The 16,871-nt window shown below is 71.7% G+C and carries 16 protein-coding genes; 11 read left to right on the top strand and 5 right to left on the bottom strand.

The genetic code is table 11. The features are described 5' to 3' along the window. Window positions 1–235 precede the first annotated feature (235 nt). From AB0M54_RS02380 to rph, 6 genes are all read left to right on the top strand, one after another. Window positions 236–1,651, top strand: a complete 1,416-nt coding sequence (locus tag AB0M54_RS02380; RefSeq protein ID WP_364314132.1) for a PhoH family protein — start codon at window positions 236–238, stop codon at window positions 1,649–1,651. Window positions 1,652–1,964: 313 nt separating this feature from the next. Further along, complete coding sequence (locus tag AB0M54_RS02375) at window positions 1,965–2,687, top strand: lytic transglycosylase domain-containing protein (RefSeq protein WP_364314134.1); 723 nt, start codon at window positions 1,965–1,967, stop codon at window positions 2,685–2,687. Window positions 2,688–2,762: 75 nt separating this feature from the next. After that, window positions 2,763–3,512, top strand: a complete 750-nt coding sequence (locus tag AB0M54_RS02370) for a serine protease (protein ID WP_364314137.1) — start codon at window positions 2,763–2,765, stop codon at window positions 3,510–3,512. A 40-nt stretch (window positions 3,513–3,552) separates the two neighbouring features. Beyond that, on the top strand, window positions 3,553–4,218 hold the full coding sequence (locus AB0M54_RS02365) for a rhomboid family intramembrane serine protease (RefSeq protein ID WP_364314140.1): 666 nt from the start codon (window positions 3,553–3,555) through the stop codon (window positions 4,216–4,218). A 53-nt stretch (window positions 4,219–4,271) separates the two neighbouring features. Next, complete coding sequence (locus AB0M54_RS02360) at window positions 4,272–5,780, top strand: hypothetical protein (RefSeq protein WP_364468703.1); 1,509 nt, start codon at window positions 4,272–4,274, stop codon at window positions 5,778–5,780. A gap of 66 nt (window positions 5,781–5,846) precedes the next feature. After that, window positions 5,847–8,345, top strand: coding sequence for a rifamycin-inactivating phosphotransferase (gene rph, locus AB0M54_RS02355; RefSeq protein ID WP_364469176.1), 2,499 nt, complete (start codon window positions 5,847–5,849; stop codon window positions 8,343–8,345). Here rph and AB0M54_RS02350 read toward each other — a convergent pair. Continuing rightward, on the bottom strand, window positions 8,342–8,920 hold the full coding sequence (locus AB0M54_RS02350; protein ID WP_364468701.1) for a DUF4245 domain-containing protein: 579 nt from the start codon (window positions 8,918–8,920) through the stop codon (window positions 8,342–8,344). The genes rph and AB0M54_RS02350 overlap by 4 nt on opposite strands. 100 nt (window positions 8,921–9,020) lie before the next feature. Here AB0M54_RS02350 and glpX point away from each other — a divergent pair, with 100 nt between their 5' ends. Beyond that, window positions 9,021–10,067: a class II fructose-bisphosphatase gene (gene glpX / locus AB0M54_RS02345; protein WP_364314148.1), complete on the top strand. Its 1,047-nt coding sequence runs from the start codon at window positions 9,021–9,023 to the stop codon at window positions 10,065–10,067. Between the two features lie 11 nt (window positions 10,068–10,078). Here the strand turns inward: glpX and AB0M54_RS02340 are convergent, their stop codons facing one another. After that, entirely contained in the window at window positions 10,079–10,285 is a 207-nt protein-coding gene (locus AB0M54_RS02340; protein ID WP_364314150.1) for an exodeoxyribonuclease VII small subunit, read from the bottom strand. Then, on the bottom strand, window positions 10,282–11,502 hold the full coding sequence (gene xseA, locus AB0M54_RS02335; protein WP_364468699.1) for an exodeoxyribonuclease VII large subunit: 1,221 nt from the start codon (window positions 11,500–11,502) through the stop codon (window positions 10,282–10,284). Before xseA ends, AB0M54_RS02340 begins: the two co-directional genes overlap by 4 nt. A 63-nt stretch (window positions 11,503–11,565) precedes the next feature. Here xseA and AB0M54_RS02330 point away from each other — a divergent pair, with 63 nt between their 5' ends. From AB0M54_RS02330 to AB0M54_RS02320, 3 genes are all read left to right on the top strand, one after another. Continuing rightward, window positions 11,566–12,099: a hypothetical protein gene (locus AB0M54_RS02330; protein WP_364468697.1), complete on the top strand. Its 534-nt coding sequence runs from the start codon at window positions 11,566–11,568 to the stop codon at window positions 12,097–12,099. A 46-nt stretch (window positions 12,100–12,145) separates the two neighbouring features. After that, a complete protein-coding gene (locus AB0M54_RS02325; protein ID WP_364468695.1) occupies window positions 12,146–12,781 on the top strand; it encodes a hypothetical protein in 636 nt (211 codons plus the stop codon). A gap of 76 nt (window positions 12,782–12,857) precedes the next feature. Beyond that, the gene (locus tag AB0M54_RS02320; protein WP_364314160.1) at window positions 12,858–13,832 is read left to right on the top strand and encodes a 4-hydroxy-3-methylbut-2-enyl diphosphate reductase; all 975 of its coding nucleotides are present in this window, start codon (window positions 12,858–12,860) and stop codon (window positions 13,830–13,832) included. Here the strand turns inward: AB0M54_RS02320 and AB0M54_RS02315 are convergent. Further along, window positions 13,829–14,920, bottom strand: coding sequence for a nucleotide disphospho-sugar-binding domain-containing protein (locus tag AB0M54_RS02315; RefSeq protein ID WP_364468693.1), 1,092 nt, complete (start codon window positions 14,918–14,920; stop codon window positions 13,829–13,831). The genes AB0M54_RS02320 and AB0M54_RS02315 overlap by 4 nt on opposite strands. Window positions 14,921–14,932: 12 nt before the next feature. After that, window positions 14,933–16,105, bottom strand: coding sequence for a DNA recombination protein RmuC (locus tag AB0M54_RS02310; RefSeq protein ID WP_364314166.1), 1,173 nt, complete (start codon window positions 16,103–16,105; stop codon window positions 14,933–14,935). 54 nt (window positions 16,106–16,159) lie between these two features. Here AB0M54_RS02310 and AB0M54_RS02305 point away from each other — a divergent pair, with 54 nt between their 5' ends. Then, window positions 16,160–16,852, top strand: coding sequence for a hypothetical protein (locus tag AB0M54_RS02305; RefSeq protein WP_364468691.1), 693 nt, complete (start codon window positions 16,160–16,162; stop codon window positions 16,850–16,852). The last annotated feature ends 19 nt before the right edge of the window (window positions 16,853–16,871 follow it).

Here is a 16,871-nt window from a genome sequence, read left to right as displayed (position 1 = left end):
CGTGAAGTTCTCAACATCCACCGTCCGGCGCGGCGTGTGATCGTGCCACTACCGCGTTGCGCGGATGGACGCTAGCGTTTCAGGTATGGCCGGGGGTCAACCCCAGCCAGCCGGCCGCCCGGACCTGCGACAGAGAGCGCCACGGGGCCCGCATCCCGACCCCGTGCTTAGGCGATGGGCGCCGGAGGTGGCGGACCGCGGGCGTACCGGGTTGCACGCCCGCTGGAGCAGGCCTGTGACATCTCGCCGTACTGACGCCGGGAGCCCCTCCCTCGACCCGGCCGCCAAAGTCTCCGGCACTCGAGCCGCATCGGGCCGACGTAGGGCCCGTGACCGGCACACCGACCAGGAACCCGCCCCCACCGGGCGGGTTTTTGTGCTGGACACCTCGGTCCTGCTGTCCGACCCGGCGGCGTTCCGCCGGTTCACCGACCACGAGGTGGTCATCCCGCTCGTGGTGATCTCCGAACTGGAGGACAAACGGCACCACCCCGAGCTCGGCTGGTTCGCCCGTCAGTCCCTGCGCATGCTGGACGAGCTGCGCATCAAGCACGGCCGGCTCGACCAGCCGGTCCTCTGCAACGACGAGGGCGGCACGCTGCGCGTCGAGCTCAACCACGCCGACCAGAGCGTGCTCCCGCTGGGGTTCCGCAACGACTCGAACGACACCCGGATCCTCTCGGTGGCGCTCGGGCTGGCCGCCGAGGGCCGCGAGGTCACGCTGGTCAGCAAGGACATGCCGCTGCGGGTGAAGGCCGCCTCGGTGGGCCTGACCGCGGACGAGTACCGGCACGGGCAGGCGAGTGACCCGACCTGGACCGGCATGGCCGACCTGAAGCTGGCCGAGGACGACGTGAGCCGGCTCTACGGCGGCGACGAGCTCCAGCTGGAGGAGGCGGAGAACCTCCCGTGCCACACCGGCCTGGTCATCCACTCGTCCAAGGGGTCGGCGCTGGCCCGGGTCAACCCCGACAAGACCGTCAAGCTGGTACGCGGTGACCGCGAGGCGTTCGGCCTCCGTGGCCGCTCGGCCGAGCAGCGCATCGCGCTCGACCTGCTGCTGGACGAGTCGATCGGGATCGTGTCGCTGGGCGGCCGGGCCGGCACCGGCAAGTCGGCGCTGGCGCTCTGCGCCGGCCTGGAGGCGACGATGGAGCGCAACCGCCACAAGAAGGTGGTCGTGTTCCGCCCGCTCTACGCGGTCGGCGGCCAGGAGCTCGGCTATCTGCCGGGCAGCGAGGCCGAGAAGATGTCGCCGTGGGCGCAGGCGGTCTTCGACACCCTGGGCGCGGTGGTACACGCCAACGTGATGGAAGAGGTCATGGCCCGCGGGATGCTCGAGGTGCTGCCGCTGACCCACATCCGCGGCCGGAGCCTGCACGACGCCTTCGTCATCGTGGACGAGGCGCAGTCGCTCGAGCGGAACGTGCTGCTGACCGTGCTCTCCCGGATCGGCCAGGGGTCACGCGTCGTGCTCACCCATGACGTGGCGCAGCGGGACAATCTGCGGGTCGGCCGGCACGACGGTGTGACCGCGGTCATCGAGGCGCTCAAGGGCCACCCGATCTTCGCCCACGTGACGCTGACCCGATCGGAGCGTTCGCCGATCGCCGAGGTGGTCACCGATCTGTTGGAGGACATCCCTCAGTAGGCGGGTCTGTGCTCTCGGTAGTGACCCTCGAATGGGGGAATCTGCCCGCTTTTGATGCGTAACGACCTGTGAGCTACTTCACAAGAGCGCGCCGTCGTTTCACATCGACTTCACCTTGGGCCATGGTGTCTGGCGAGCGCCATCGCGTGGCCCACCTGGTTGAGATCGACTTCGTGGCCACCGCCTCGATCGACCCTGGTCGAGGCGACGGCCCTGGAGGGGGTCGCGGTGCTCGCGGCACGGTCCGCCACCGACGTGCGTCGTCGGTGACTCTCCGTGTCGCGCCATTGCCCCCTACGAAGGGATCCACTTCGTGAATCGGCTCTGGAGCCGGGTCGGAGTTCGCGTCATCTCGGTCGGACTGCTCGTCCTGGGCATCGTCGGCGGCGTGTACTTCGGGCAGAACCGGGTCACCCAGCAGCAGGGTTCGAAGGCGCGCCTCGTCGTCCAGGCGACCGTGGACGAAGAGCACCTGCTGAAGCAACGCCAGTCCCAGCACGCCGCCGCCCGCGCGTGGCAGCGCCAGGCCGAGAGCGACGCCGCCGCCAAGGCCGCCGCCGAGGCCAAGATCGCCGCCGGCAAGGCGCGGACGCTGGAGAAGAAGGCGATCGACAAGAAGGCGGCCGACAAGAAGGCCGACGAGGAGAAGGCCGCCGAGAAGGAGTCGTCGTCGTCCGGCGGCAGCGGCAAGGAAGTGCCGTTCACCGGCGACATCCCCGCTTCCTGTGACGAGTTCTCCGGCAACCGCGCGATCGGCTGCGCGCTGATGCTCGACAAGGGCTTCAAGATCGACCAGTTCCCCTGCCTGAACAAGCTGTGGCAGAAGGAGAGCGGCTGGAGCGTCAAGGCCTACAACTCGAGCTCCGGCGCCACGGGCATCCCGCAGGCGCTGCCGGGCAACAAGATGGCCTCCGAGGGCGCGGACTGGAAGACCAACGCGGCGACCCAGATCAAGTGGGGCCTCGGCTACATCAAGGGCCGCTGGAACACCCCGTGCGGCGCCTGGTCCCACTCGCAGAGCGCGGGCTGGTACTAAACACTCGACACGGAGAGGGAGGTACGCGGGCGCGTACCTCCCTCGTTTCTGCCCGGACTTTGGTCAAATGTCCACATGGTCCGGAAATTGATGGTGCTCCTGGTCGCCCTGCTCCTCGCCCCCGCCCCGGCGTCGGCCGCCGATGTGGTCGTCGGTGGTGACGCCGCGCCGCAGGGCAGATTCCCGTGGATGGTCCGGCTCTCGATGGGCTGCGGCGGCGCCCTGATCGCGCGGCAGGTGGTGCTCACCGCCGGGCACTGCGTCACCGGCAGTGGGCCGAACACCGACATCAAGGTCACCGCGGGCGCCACCGACCTCAAGTCGTCCAAGGCGGTCACCGCGCGATCGGTCCGGGTGATCCGCGCGGCCGGCTTCAAGGGCGAGACCAAGGGCGACGACTGGGCCGTGATCAAGCTGGACCGGGCGCTCGACCTGCCGACGCTCGAGCTGGCCGGCGTGGCGACGCCGGACGGACCGTACACGGTCATGGGCTGGGGTCTGACCAGCGAGGACGCCGACAAGCAGCAGCGGAAGCTGCGCTATGCGACCGTGCCGTTCATCTCGGACGACGCGTGTGCCAAGGCGTACCAGAAGGCCGACGTCGACCTGGTCAAGGACGAGTCGATCTGCGCCGGGCGCAAGGGCGTCGACACCTGTCAGGGTGATTCCGGCGGTCCGATGGTCGCCAAGTCCGGCGGCAAGTGGGTCCAGGTCGGCATCGTGAGCTGGGGCTACGGCTGCGCCCGCGAGGGCTATCCGGGCGTCTACACCCAGGTCGGAACCTTCCGTGCCGCGATCGGCGCGGCCGTCCACAAGCTGGGCTGAGCGGTGGCCGTCCGTGCGACGGCCTGTCACCATGGGCGACATGGCTATCGGGTGGGGCGACACGACCGACGACGCCGCCGCGACCAGATTCGGCACGGTGGCGTTCTACGCGTCGCTGGGCCGCGCGTTCGTGACGATGTGCGGGGTGATCCCGTTCCTGTTCCTGGTCGAGGTGCTCGACATCGGCATGGGCGGCCAGCTCGACGTGGCCGGCGGCATCATCCCGCACCAGATCGAGGGCCTCGACGGCGTGCTGTTCAGCCCGTTCCTGCACGCGGGCTGGGACCACCTGTACGGCAACGCGGTCCCGCTCATCCTGGTCGGCACGTTCGCGCTGGCCGGCGGGGCCAAGCGGTTCATCTGGTCGACGTTCCTGATCATGCTGATCAGCGGGCTGGGCGTGTGGTTCATCGGCGACCCCGACAGCGTGGTGGTCGGGGCCAGCGGCGTGATCTTCGGCTACCTGGGCCTGCTGGTCGCCCGCGGCTTCGTCGAGCGCAGCTGGTGGAACCTCGGCGTGGCCGCGTTCATCGGGTTACTCTACTGGTACCAGCTCTACAACGTGTTGCCGACCGACCAGCCGATCTCCTGGCAAGGACACCTGCTCGGCCTGCTCGGCGGCGCGATCGCGGCCGTCGTCTTCCGCCGCCGTCGCCCCCGGGCGGCCCAGCCGCTCCTGCCCGGCCCCAACCTCTACGGCGACTGACTCTCCACAGTCCCGCGATCGGGGTGTGATCTGAACCACGGATCGTGAACCTCGTGAATACACGGGGGAATCGTCTCTGGTCGTGGCTGGGGCATCCGGCCACGCTGATCGCCTTATTGGTGCTGGTCGTCAACGACCATCTGCTCAAGGGCCTCTGGCCCGGCCCGGTCACCGGCAAGCTCAGCGACGCCGCCGGCCTGGTCCTGGCGCCGCCGCTGCTCGCCCTGCTGGTCCGGCGCCCGGCCGCCGCGCTGTGGTCCGTCGGGGTGGGCTTCTTCCTGGTCAAGACTTTCCCGTACGGTGCCGAGCTCGCCTCCGCGGCCTGGAGCCTGGCGCACGGGCCGTCGATCGTCCGGGCCGACCCCACCGACCTGCTGACGCTGCCGTTCCTGGGGGTGGCGTGGTGGGCGTACCGGACAGCCGTTCCGGCCGCGCCCCGATGGCTGCGCGCCTTCCGCGTCGCGGTCGTCCTGCCGCTCGCCCTGGTCGGGGTGGCCGCCACCAGCGCGGTGCAGTGGCCCGAGGCCACGCGGGTGACCAGCGACCCGGACGGCATCCACCTCTACACCGAGGAGACCGTGCCGGCCGAGGTGGTCAGCCGCGATAACGGCCTGACCTGGACGGAAGTGGTTCGCCCGGCGGCCTCGCCGGTGCTCGCCCCGGTCACGCCACCGGTGCGGCAGACGCAGAACTGCTCCGGCGCCGAGCCGCTGGTCTGCTACCGGGTGGTGCCGAAGGCGCTGGGGGTCGAGCGCAGCGTGGACGGCGGCCGCACCTGGTCTACCGACTGGTTGGTAACCAAGGACGACCGCGCCCTGCTGGCCCGGCACTACCCGGACCTCGGCCGCCTCGACGACGAGCTGGCGTCGGTGGCGCTCGCGGTGCACGACCGCCGGTCGGGCGGGCACGTGGTGCTGGTGGCCGACGGACGCGACGGCTTCGCGATGCGTGAGCCGGGTGGTCGCTGGCAGCGGATCGGGTTCCCGGCGTCGTCGGCCGACCCGCCGCCGGCCCTGGGCGAGAAGACCGGATCCCAGCGGGTCTTCGAGCTCGGCACCATGATCGCGGTGATCGTCCTGCTCGGCGGCCTGGTGATCCTGACCGGCGGAGCGGTCGCGGCCGGCCGCGGCTCGAACGGCCGCAGCGTCTGGTGGCTGGCGCCGGGACTGGTCGCCGGCGGAGCGGTGATCATGATCGCCTTCGCCTACGCCGGCCTCGAGGAGTGGCCCCTGTCGATCTTCCTGGTGGTCGGCCCGGCGGTGACCGGCGTGGTCACGATCGGCCTGGCGATCACGGTGACGGCCCAGGTGAACGGCCGCGGCCCGGACCGTGGCCGCTGGACGCTGATCACCTGGGCGGCCGGCCTGCTCACGGCCCTGCTGGCGCTGGGGGTGTGGCTGGCGCCGGGATCGGTCGGGTCGCACCTGCTCGTCTCGGCGCTGTGCTGCCTGCCGGGCGCGGTGCTCGCGGTGCTGGCGGCTCGCCGGATCAAACCCGGTCCGCCGATGACCTCGAGCCCGATGCCGTACGGCGAATGGTCGTCCTCCCACTTCAAGGTATAGCGGAGTGCCCGTCTTGCGGCAAGACCCCGGGTTTGGCGCACAATCTCCCGCGTGACCAGCGAAATCATGGATCTGACGGACATCGGCTCGAACCAGATCGCCCGGGCCGGCGGCAAGGGAGCACACCTGGGGGAGCTTTCCCGGATCGAAGGCGTCCGGGTGCCGCCCGGCTTCTGCGTGACCACCGCCGCCTTCGAACGGATCGTCACGCCGCTGATCGGGGAGCAGGCGGGCGCGGAGATCCGCCGGATCGTCGAGGCGGTGGAACTCCCGGACGACCTGGTCGCGGCGATCACCGACCGGCTCTTCGCGCTGGGCGACAAGGCCGCCTGTGCCGTCCGGTCCAGCGCGACCGCCGAGGACCTGCCGACCGCCTCCTTCGCCGGTCAGCACGACTCGTACCTGAACGTGATCGGGGCCGACGCGGTCCTCGACGCCGTCCGGCGGTGCTGGGCCTCCCTGTTCACCGACCGGGCGATCAGCTACCGCGAGCACCAGGGCATCGACCACCGGACCGTGCGGATGGCCGTCGTGGTGCAGCGGATGGTCGTCCCGCGGGCGGCCGGCATCCTGTTCACCGCCGACCCGGTGACCTCGAACCGGACCATCGCCACGGTGGACGCCGCCTTCGGCCTCGGCGAGGCGCTGGTCTCGGGCATCGTGAACGCGGACGTCTACCGGGTGCGGTCCGGCGAGATCATCGCCCGGACGGTGTCGGCCAAGCGACTGGCCGTCCAGGCCCGGCCCGAGGGCGGTACGGAGGAACGGGCGGTCGAGCCGGAGCGTCAGGAACAGCCGGCGTTGACCGACGCCGAGGTGCTCCGACTCGTCCGGCTGGGCCGGCACATCGAAGCGCACTTCGGCCGGCCCCAGGACATCGAGTGGTGCCTGGCCGGTGACGAGTTCCAGATCGTGCAGAGCCGCCCGATCACCACGCTGTTCCCGGTGCCGGTGGCCGGCGACGACGGGAACCACGTCTACGTCTCGGTCGGCCATCAGCAGATGATGACCGACCCGCTGAAACCCCTCGGGCTGGCGTTCTGGCAGATGACCACGCCCCGGCCGATGGCCGAGGCCGGCGGGCGGCTGTTCGTCGACGTCACCCCGATCCTGGCCGTGCCCGCGTCCCGGGACGCGCTCATCGACGGCCTCGGCACCCGGTCGGACCCGCTGATCGGCGACGCGCTGCGGACCATCGTCGAGCGCGAGGGCTTCCTGCCGCCGCCGCCGGCCGAGGGCCCGCCGTGGACGCCGCCCGGCAGCACCGCGGCCGACCCCATCGAGGACGGTCCGGCCCTGGTCACCGAGCTGACCGAGCGGGTCCGGGCGTCGCTGGCCGAGCTGGCGCGCGACATCCGTACCCGGACCGGGGTTGATCTGCTCGACTTCATCCGGGCCGACGTCCAGGAGCTGCGCCGGATCCAGGCCGAACCGCGCAACATGCAGGCGATCATGGCCGGGATGGAGGCCAATTGGTGGCTGAACGACCACCTGCTGGAGTGGCTGGGTGAGAAGAACACGGCCGACACGTTGAGCCAGTCGGTGGCCGGCAACGTCACCTCGGAGATGGGGCTGGCGCTGCTCGACGTGGCCGACGCGATCCGGCCGTACCCGGACGCGGTGAACGCCCTGGAGCGCGGGTCGATCGAGGAGCTGCCGGCGGTGGCCCGTGACGCCGTGCGGGCCTACCTGGACCGGTACGGCATGCGCTGCGCCGGCGAGATCGACATCACCCGGCCGCGGTGGAGCGAGCGACCGGCCGAGCTGGCGCCGATGATCCTCAGCAACATCCGGAACTTCGAGCCCGGCGCCCATCAGCGGCTCTTCGAGGAGGGCCGGCGGCAGGCCGAGGAGAAGCGCCGGGAGCTGGTGGCACGGCTCCGGGAGCTGCCCGACGGGGAGAGCAAGGCGGCCGAGACCGAGCGGATGATCGACCGGGTACGCACGTTCAGCGGCTACCGCGAGTTCCCGAAGTACCACATGATCAGCCGCTACTTCCTCTACAAGCAGGCCCTGCTCGAGGAGGCCGACCGCCTGGTGCGGGCCGGGGTGCTGGCCGACCGCGAGGACATCTACCACCTGCGGTTCGACGAGCTCCGCGAGGTCGTGGCGACGCGGACGGTGGACGACCGGCTGATCGGCGAGCGCAAGGACGCCTTCGCGACCTACCGGACGCTCACCCCGCCCCGGGTGCTCACCTCGGACGGTGAGGTCGTGACCGGCAGCTACCGGCGCGGCGACCTGCCGCCCGGCGCGCTGGTCGGGCTGCCCGTCTCGGCCGGAACCGTCGAGGGCCGGGCCCGGGTCGTCCTGGACATGGCCGGTGCCGACCTCGAACCCGGGGACATCCTGGTCACCGCCTACACCGATCCCAGCTGGACGCCCGCCTTCCTGGCCGTGGCCGGGCTGGTCACCGAGGTGGGCGGCCTGATGACGCATGGCGCGGTGATCGCCCGGGAGTACGGCCTGCCGGCCGTCGTCGGGGTCGAGCACGCGACCCGGCTGATCCGGGACGGGCAGCGGATCCGCGTGCACGGGACCGACGGGTACGTCGAGATCCTCTAGCTGAGGGACGCGGCCAGGGCTTCCAGGTGTTTCGGGTCGGTGTTGCCGGTGACGATGATCGTGCGGGTCGGGTCGCTCAGGACCAGCGCGGTCTCGCCCGGCCGGGCCAGGTAGCTGCGCCAGGCCGCGTTGCCGGCCCGGACCGTGGCACGCGGCTTGGCCTCCTTGCCCAGCTCGGCCGGGAGCAGCTGGGCGGCCGGGACGTTGCTCTCGATCAGCAGGGCCGAGTCGTCGTCGGGCGCCACGTAGCCCAGGCGGAGGGTGGCGCCGTTCGGGTCGTCGCGCCAGGTGGCCGAGATGGTGTGCCAGTCGTCGCCGAGGTCGCCGGGCACCGCCACCGGGAAGACGGCCGCCGTGCGGGCCTGCTGGATGGCGTCGGCCGGGTCGACCGTGACCGGGGAGCCCCCGCCCAGCACCAGGCGGTAGAAGGCGAGCAGCAGCACGATCGGGATCAGCAGGACGATCAGGGAGATGGCCATGTCGCGGGGCGACCGGCCCTCGCGGCGGCCCAGCCGCACCGGCCTGTCCGCCGGCTCGACCGGCTCGGCCGGTCGACCGGCCTGCTCCTCATCCACGGGACCATTGTTAACCATGTCGCGTGCACGGGACTTTGCGGCTCGGCTCGTGTGAGGATCGGGACATCCACAATCGCAGAGTCGCGAGGAGGCCCTCCGTATGCCCGGCGCCCGTGTCCCGCAGGATCTCGACCGCAACATCGCCCTCGATCTGGTCCGGGTCACCGAGGCCGCGGCCATGGCCGCCGGCCGCTGGGTCGGTCGCGGCGACAAGGAGGGCGGTGACGGCGCCGCCGTCGACGCCATGCGCAAGCTGATCAACTCGATCCAGATGAGCGGCGTCGTGGTGATCGGCGAGGGCGAGAAGGACAACGCCCCGATGCTCTACAACGGCGAGCGGGTCGGCGACGGCACCGGGCCCGAGGTCGACGTCGCGGTCGACCCGGTGGACGGCACCACGCTGATGTCCAAGGGCATGCCCGGCGCGGTCGCGGTGCTGGCGGTCGCCGAGCGCGGCGCCATGTTCGACCCGAGCGCCGTCTTCTACATGGAGAAGATCGCGGTCGGCCCCGACTGCGCCGACGTGATCGACATCAACGCCGGGGCGACCGAGAACCTCCGCCGGATCGCCAAGGCGAAGCGCTCCACCATCGCCGACGTGACGGTCTGCATCCTCGACCGCCCGCGGCACGCCGACCTGGTCAAAGAGGTGCGGGACGCCGGGGCGAACATCAGGTTCATCTCGGACGGCGACATCGCCGGCGCGATCTCGGCGGCCCGGCTGGAATCCGACGTCGACGTGCTGATGGGCATCGGCGGCACCCCCGAGGGCATCACGGCGGCGTGCGCGCTCAAGTGCCTCGGCGGCATGATCCAGGCCAAGCTCTGGCCGCTCGACGAGTCGGAGCGCGAGAAGGCCATCGCCGGCGGCCACGACCTCGACCGGGTGCTGACCACCGACGACCTGGTGACCGGCGACAACTGCTTCTTCGTGGCCACCGGGGTCACGTCGGGCGACCTGCTGAAGGGCGTCCGGTACCGGGCCGGCGGCGCACACACCCAGTCGATCGTGATGCGGTCGAAGTCGGGCACCATCCGGGTCATCGACTCGTGGCACCGGCTCGAGAAGCTGGCGCTCTATTCCGCGGTCGACTTCGACGGCCACCTGCCGACCGTGGCCCTCGGCGCCGAGTCGGAGATCCCCTAGCCGGAGATCTCCTAATCGGTGTCGCGGGCGGCCCGCGCTTCCTCGATGCGGGTGCGGGCGCCGTCGAGCCAGGTCTGGCAGACGTCGGCCAGTTTCTCGCCGCGCTCCCACAGGGACAGCGACTCTTCCAGCGAGCTGCCGCCGGTCTCGAGGCGTTCCACCACGCCGGCCAGTTCGGTGCGGGCCTGCTCGTAGGTGAGCTGCTTGTCGTCGGTCATTCGGGCTCTCCCACCGTCACTTGCACCTCGCCGGCGGCCAGGCGTACGCGGAGCTGGTCGTCGGGTTTGACCTCATCGGCCGCGCGGACCACGTGGCCGTCGGCCCGCTGCACGATCGCGTAGCCGCGTTGCAGCGTGGATCTCGGGGACAGCGCGCGCAGCCGGGCCACCGTGTGGCGCAGGTCGTCGTCGGCGCGGCGGAGGCGGTGTTCCAGGCTGCGCACGGCGCGGTCGCGCAACCCGGTCACCTCGGTCGCGCGCTGGTCGATCAGGGTCTCGGGGCGGGCCAGGACCGGCCGCGAGCGCCACGCGTCGAGCCGGTGCTGTTCGCGGTCGAGCAGGGTGACCACGGCGCGGTCGAGGCGGCGGCGGGCCGAGGCGATGAGCTGGCGTTCCTCGTCGAGGTCGGGCACCAGCCGCTTGGCCGCGTCGGTCGGGGTGGAGGCGCGGGCGTCGGCCACGTAGTCGAGCAGCGGCGCGTCGGTCTCGTGGCCGATCGCGCTGACCACCGGCGTACGCGCGCCGAACACCGCCCGGCACAGCGCCTCGTCGGAGAACGGCAGCAGGTCTTCCACGCTGCCGCCGCCGCGGGCGATGACGATCACGTCGACCGTGTCGTCGCCGTCGAGCACCTTGAGCGCGTCGATGATCTGGGGCACCGCGGTCGGGCCCTGCACCGGCACGTTGATCACCCGGAAGTCGACGGCGGGCCAGCGCCGGCGGGTGTTCATCAGCACGTCACGCTCGGCGGCCGACGCCCGGCCGGTGATCAGCCCGATGCGTTGGGGCAGGAACGGCAGCCGCCGCTTGCGTTCCCGGGCGAACAGGCCCTCGGCCCCGAGCAGCTTCTTCAGCCGTTCCAGCCGGGCCAGCAGCTCGCCCAGGCCGACCTGGCGGATCTCGTCGGCGCGCAGGCTCAGCGTGCCCCGGGCCGGATAGAACTCGGGCTTGGCGTGCAGCGTGACCCGGGCGCCCTCGGCCAGCTCGGGGGCGCCGGCGTCGAGCACGTCGCGGTGGGCGGTGACGGTCAGGCTGAGGTCGGCCGACGGGTCGCGCAGGGTGAGGAAGACCACCGTGGACCCGGGCCGGCGGCTGATCTGGGCGACCTGGCCGTCGACCCAGACCCAGCCCAGCTTGGCCACCCAGGCGCCGACCTTCTGGCTGACCACGCGCACGGGCCACGGCTCGTCGGCGGTGCTCCTGGGCTCCTGGGTCACGGCATCAGGGTACGGAAGTGGTCCGACAGTTCCGCGCGCCCCGGGTTCGGTCATACTTCGTCGATGGCTGACGCGGCACCGGACGAACGGGAACAACCCGGCGATACCGCCCCGGGAGAGGACGAGCGCGGCGGTGGCGGCCGGTTCTGGAGCTGGGTGCTGGGCGCGGTGAGCCTGGTCGGCGGCCTGACCTGGATCCTGCTCAACCTGGGCGCGCCGATCCCGCCGGTCGACATCGCGGTGGGCGTGGTGGTCGCGCTGGGCGGTCTGGTCCTGCTCATGCCCCATCGGGTACGCCTACCGCTCCGTCCCGCCGGGCTGACCGGGCTGGGTGCGGGCGTGGCGGGCACGGTGGCCGGTCTGGCGGTGTCGGCGACGGCGGTCTGCTGCCGGTACGCGTACGTCGAGGGCCGCGGTTTCCCCTTCAAGTGGCTGTCCCGCGGTGGGGCGGCCGACGACCCCGAGACGGCCCGCCGGGTCGCCACGGGCGCGGGCTGGGACGTGGACTGGCCGACGCTGCTGATGAGCGTGTTCGTCTGGGCGTACGCCGGCCTCCTGATCCTGACCGTGATCACGCTGGTCCGGCGCAAGCGGTAAGTCCGTTTCGCCCCATAGCTTGGCTCTTCGGGGCGATACTCGGGCCGTGAGCAGCGCGGCGAACACCCAGGTGGACGAGTTCGAGGACGAGGCGCCCGGGCTCTGGACATCCTTCGCGACCGCGCTGCGCCTGATCGTCGGCTGGTTCTGCCTCGCCATCGGGGTGCTGAACCTGCTGGTCGAGGTGGACCGCAATATCGGCGACCCGCCGGACACGGCGTACTTCTTCTTCCACGTGATGCTCATCGTGGGCGGGATCACCCTGCTCGCGGTCAGCTGGCTGGGACGCAGCCCGGGCCTGTCCGGTTACCTCACCGGTGGCCTGGTCCTGGTCGCGGGCATGGTCGTGTCCGGGGTGCCCGTCTCGTCGTCGGTGTGCTGCATGACCGCCCTCGACATCCGGCACGGCTGGCCGTTCACCTTCGTGGCCCGGGACGAGGGCGTGGGCGCGGCGGCCGGCTGGCACATCGACAGCCAGCACCTGCTCGCCGACCTGCTGTTCTGGGGGTACGTCGGGCTGATCGCCCTGGTCATCGTCGCCCTGATCGGCCGGGCCGGGTCGCCCGAGCCCGACCCGGCCGGCGCCGAGCCCGCCTCGGCCCCGCCCACCCACGCCGAGCACCGCGCGCTGGCCACCGAGGCCGTCGACGACCCGGCCGAGCCCCGGCCGGGCGCTCAGTAGGCCGGTCCTGTGCAGGCTGTGTGCAGGCCTGTGGACAACCAGGCTCCGTACCACCAGGTCTGGCTACCATGGTCGGGTGACCGAATCTCGTAAGCGTGTGCTGCTGGCCAAGCCCCGGGGCTACTGCGCCGGCGTCGACCGGGCCGTGCAGACGGTCGAAGAGGCGCTGAAGCTCTACGGCGCGCCTGTCTACGTGCGCAAGCAGATCGTGCACAACAAACACGTGGTGACCACGCTCGAGGCGGCCGGCGCGATCTTCGTGGAGGAGAACGAGGAGGTCCCCGAGGGGTCGACCGTCGTGTTCTCCGCCCACGGGGTGGCCCCCGAGGTGCACGAGCAGGCCCGCGAGCGCAACCTCAAGTCGATCGACGCGACCTGCCCCCTGGTGACCAAGGTCCACCAGGAGGCGAAGCGATATGCCGCCGACGACTACGACATCCTGCTCATCGGCCACGAGGGCCACGAAGAGGTGGTCGGCACGGCGGGCGAGGCGCCGGCCCACATCCAGCTGGTCGACGGGCCCGACGGGGTCGACCAGGTGACGGTTCGCGACCCGAACAAGGTCGTGTGGCTGTCGCAGACCACGCTGTCGGTCGACGAGACGATGGAGACCGTGGCCCGGCTCCGCACCAAGCTGCCGATGCTCCAGTCGCCGCCGAGCGACGACATCTGTTACGCCACGTCGAACCGTCAGCAGGTGGTGAAGCAGATCGCCCCGGAGTGTGACGTGGTGATCGTCGTGGGCTCGACGAACTCGTCCAACTCGGTGCGCCTGGTCGAGGTCGCGCTGGGCGCCGGGGCCCGGGCCGGCCACCTGGTCGACTTCGCCTCGGAGATCCAGGACGAGTGGCTCGCCGGGGCGACCACGGTCGGGGTTTCGTCCGGCGCGAGCGTCCCCGAAGACCTGGTCATGGAGGTGCTGGTCCATCTGGCCGAGCGTGGCTTCGGCGAGGTGACCGAGTTCACCACGGTCGAGGAGCGCCTGACCTTCTCGCTGCCGAAGGAGCTGCGGCGCGACATGAAGGCGGCCGCGGCGGCGGCCCAGGGCTAACCGCTGACCAGTTTCTCCAGGTGGGGCACGATCGCGGCCGGTGCGGGCATGGCCGCGATCTCGGCCGCGACCTCTTGCGCCGCGGTGCGCACGGACTGGTCGGTCAGCAGGCGGTTCAGGTGGTCCGCGGTGATGGCGTCGGCGGGCACGGCCAGGCCCGCGCCACGCCGCGCCAGCATCTCGGCGTTGTGCTTGCGGTCGCCCGCTCCGGGCACGGCCAGCTGGGGCACGCCCGCGGCGAGACCGCCCAGCACACTTCCCGCGCCCGCGTGATGGATGAAGGCCGCGGCCCGCGGCAGCAGCTCGTCGAGCGGCACGCGGTCGACGGCCCGCACGTTCGACGGCAGCCCGCGGGTGCCGGCCGGCCGGACCAGCACGAACTCGGCGTCGATCCCGCCGGCCGCGGCGATCACGGCCGGGCCCGGATCACCGTCGTTGGGCCCGGTCAGGGTGCTGCGGCTGACCAGCACCCGCGGCTTGCCGGCCGGTTCCCGGAGCCAGCCGGGAATGGCGCCGCCACCCGAGAAGGGGACCGGCCGCATCGGCAGGGCGCCGGCCGGGGCCGGGCGCATCGAGGGCGGCGTCACCGCGATGGTCAGCTCGGGCGCCGGGACGTCGAGGCCGGCCAGGGCCGAGCTGGTGATCACCGCCTGGAACAGGTCGGGCGCCGGCCACAGCGTGTTCTCCTGGAGCACGGACGGGATGGCGAGCCGCCCGGCCACGATCGCGCCGGCCTCGCTCAGCGACTCGAAGACGATCAGGTCGGGGCGTTCCCGCCGGGCCAGCTCCATCAGCGGGTCGACCAGGGCCAGGTTGGCCCGGCCGAAGAGCTCGCCGACGAAGCCGTGCCCGGCGGTGCCCTTCATCTCGGACCGGGCCAGGCCGGGGCGTCGCAGCGAGACCCGGATGGCCGCGCGGGCCAGGCTGAACGACCCGCCGATGTCGGCGGTGCGCAGGCCCCGCACGTCGGGCACGTCGACGCCGCTGGCCAGGATCACCTCGTGCCCGGCGTCGCGGCAGGCCGCGGCGAGCGGGATCAACGGCAGGAGATGGCCCTGGAGCGGGGCGGCGACGAACACGATGCGCATGGACGCGTTGTATCACGGGGTGACTGAGCGGTCGCTGAGGTTGGCGACCGGCTCCAGAAGCTCGGGGGCCTGCGGCTGGCGCGGAGTCAGCTCGACCTGCGCGGGCGTGGCGATGTCACGCTCGGCCACGCCCATCTCGGCCAGCTTGCGCGCGCTCACCAGCACCCGCGACTCGAGCGAGCCGACCGCCTTGTTGTACGACGTGACCGCGCTGCCCAGCGCCGCCCCGAGCTTGCCGACGTGATCGCCCAGAGTGGACAGTCGCCCGTACAGCTCACGGGCCAGCCCGTGCACGGCCACGGCGTTGCGGGCCAGCGATTCCTGGCGCCAGCTGAACGCGACCGTACGCAGCAGCGCCACCAGGGTGGCCGGCGTCGCCAGCACCACGTTGCGCCGGAAGGAGTGTTCCATCAGCGTCGGATCGTGTTGCAGGGCCGCGTCCATGAACGCGTCGGCCGGCACGAACAGCACCACGAAGTCGGGTGTGGACTCGAAGGCGGTCCAGTAGCGCTTGGCCGCGAGCTGGTCGACATGCGTGCGGAGGGCGCGCGCGTGCTGGTCGAGATGATTGTCACGGGTACGTTCGTCACGCGCCTCCATCGCCGACAGATAGGCGTCGAACGGCGCCTTGGCGTCGACGACCAGGCTGCGGCCGCCGTGCAGCCGGACGACCAGGTCGGGGCGTACCCCCTGATCGTCGGTCGTGGCCGTGACCTGCTCGGCGAAGTCGCAGTGTTCGAGCAGCCCGGCCGCCTCGACGATCCGGCGCAGCTGATGTTCGCCCCAGCGCCCGCGCACCTGTGGGGCCCGCAGCGCCGACACGAGCTGGCGGGTCTCGGTGCGGAGTTCGCCGGACACCGCACCCATCGCGCGCACCTGCTCGCGCAGTTCGGAGTAGGCGTCGATCCGCTCGTGTTCCAGCTCGGTGACCCGCTGCTCGTAGCGGCGCAACGCGTCGTGCAACGGCGCGACGGCCCGGGCCACGGCCTCTTGCGACTGCGCGGTCGACTCGTAGGTCAGCGCCCGCATCGACTGTTCGAGCCGGGCCTCGCCGTCCCGCCCGGCCTGCAGCGTCGCCTCCAGCCGGGCGATGTCGGCGGCGGCGCGCAACCGGGCGGCCAGCCAGCCCAGCGCGGCGCCCACCGCCAGGCAGATCACCACCACGGCCAGCGTCGGGAATGTCACGTATAGCACTTTGCCACACGTGTACGACAAGATTTCCCCGGGTACCTTTGTGACATGAAGGCGTTTCTGCTGGTCATCGTCATCCTGATCGCGATCGCCCTGTATTTCACGTGGCGGCGTGGCCAGGCCGGGCAGGTCACCCGTCTGGAGGACGCCCGGGCCGAGGCCCAGCGGTGGTACGAGCGGCTCGGCGGCCAGGTGCTCAACCTGCACGGCGACGACGCGTCGGCCCGGCAGGCCCTGGCCGACGCCGGCGAGCGTTACAACGCGGCCGGCGGCCAGCTCCAGCAGGCCCAGTCGATCCGGCAGTACGAGCTGGCCAAGGAGACCGCGCTGGAGGGTCTGGCCTACGTCCGCGCCGCCCGCCTGGCGATGGGCATCGACCCCGGTCCCGAGGTCCCGGCGCCGGCCGGTGCGCAGGGCGTCGGGCAGCTCACCAAGGAGCGTGAGGTCGACGTGCAGGGCACCCACTACAAGGCCGGCCCGCAACCGGGCGCCGACACGCCCTACTACTACCCGGGCGGGCGCGTGCAGGGCCGCCCGGTGCCGGCCGGCTGGTATTCACAGCCGGTGTGGCGTACGGCGCTCGGCGCGGCCGGCGGCGCCCTGGCCGGCATGCTGATCTTCGACGCGCTGTTCTCGCCGGGCTTCGGCGACATGGGCTACGGCGGCGGCGACTTCGGTGGCGACATGGGCGGCGGCGACATGGGCGGCGGGGACTTCGGCGATTTCGGGGGCGATTTCTAGTCCCGGACGGGAGCATGGG

It is taken from the genome of Actinoplanes sp. NPDC051470, from assembly GCF_040682035.1.
Taxonomy (GTDB): domain Bacteria; phylum Actinomycetota; class Actinomycetes; order Mycobacteriales; family Micromonosporaceae; genus Actinoplanes.
The sequence above is the reverse complement of the archived record's forward strand: the minus strand, read 5'-3'. Positions and strand labels throughout refer to the sequence as shown.

Excerpts from the sequence above, each read along its gene's own strand:
- AB0M54_RS02365 (WP_364314140.1), top strand. The coding sequence starts at position 3,553 with ATGGCTATCGGGTGGGGCGACACGACCGACGACGCCGCCGCGACCAGA.
- glpX (WP_364314148.1), top strand. The coding sequence starts at position 9,021 with ATGCCCGGCGCCCGTGTCCCGCAGGATCTCGACCGCAACATCGCCCTC.
- AB0M54_RS02370 (WP_364314137.1), top strand. The coding sequence starts at position 2,763 with ATGGTCCGGAAATTGATGGTGCTCCTGGTCGCCCTGCTCCTCGCCCCC.
- AB0M54_RS02340 (WP_364314150.1), bottom strand. The coding sequence starts at position 10,285 with ATGACCGACGACAAGCAGCTCACCTACGAGCAGGCCCGCACCGAACTG.
- AB0M54_RS02305 (WP_364468691.1), top strand. The coding sequence starts at position 16,160 with ATGAAGGCGTTTCTGCTGGTCATCGTCATCCTGATCGCGATCGCCCTG.
- rph (WP_364469176.1), top strand. The coding sequence starts at position 5,847 with ATGGATCTGACGGACATCGGCTCGAACCAGATCGCCCGGGCCGGCGGC.
- AB0M54_RS02330 (WP_364468697.1), top strand. The coding sequence starts at position 11,566 with ATGGCTGACGCGGCACCGGACGAACGGGAACAACCCGGCGATACCGCC.
- AB0M54_RS02315 (WP_364468693.1), bottom strand. The coding sequence starts at position 14,920 with ATGCGCATCGTGTTCGTCGCCGCCCCGCTCCAGGGCCATCTCCTGCCG.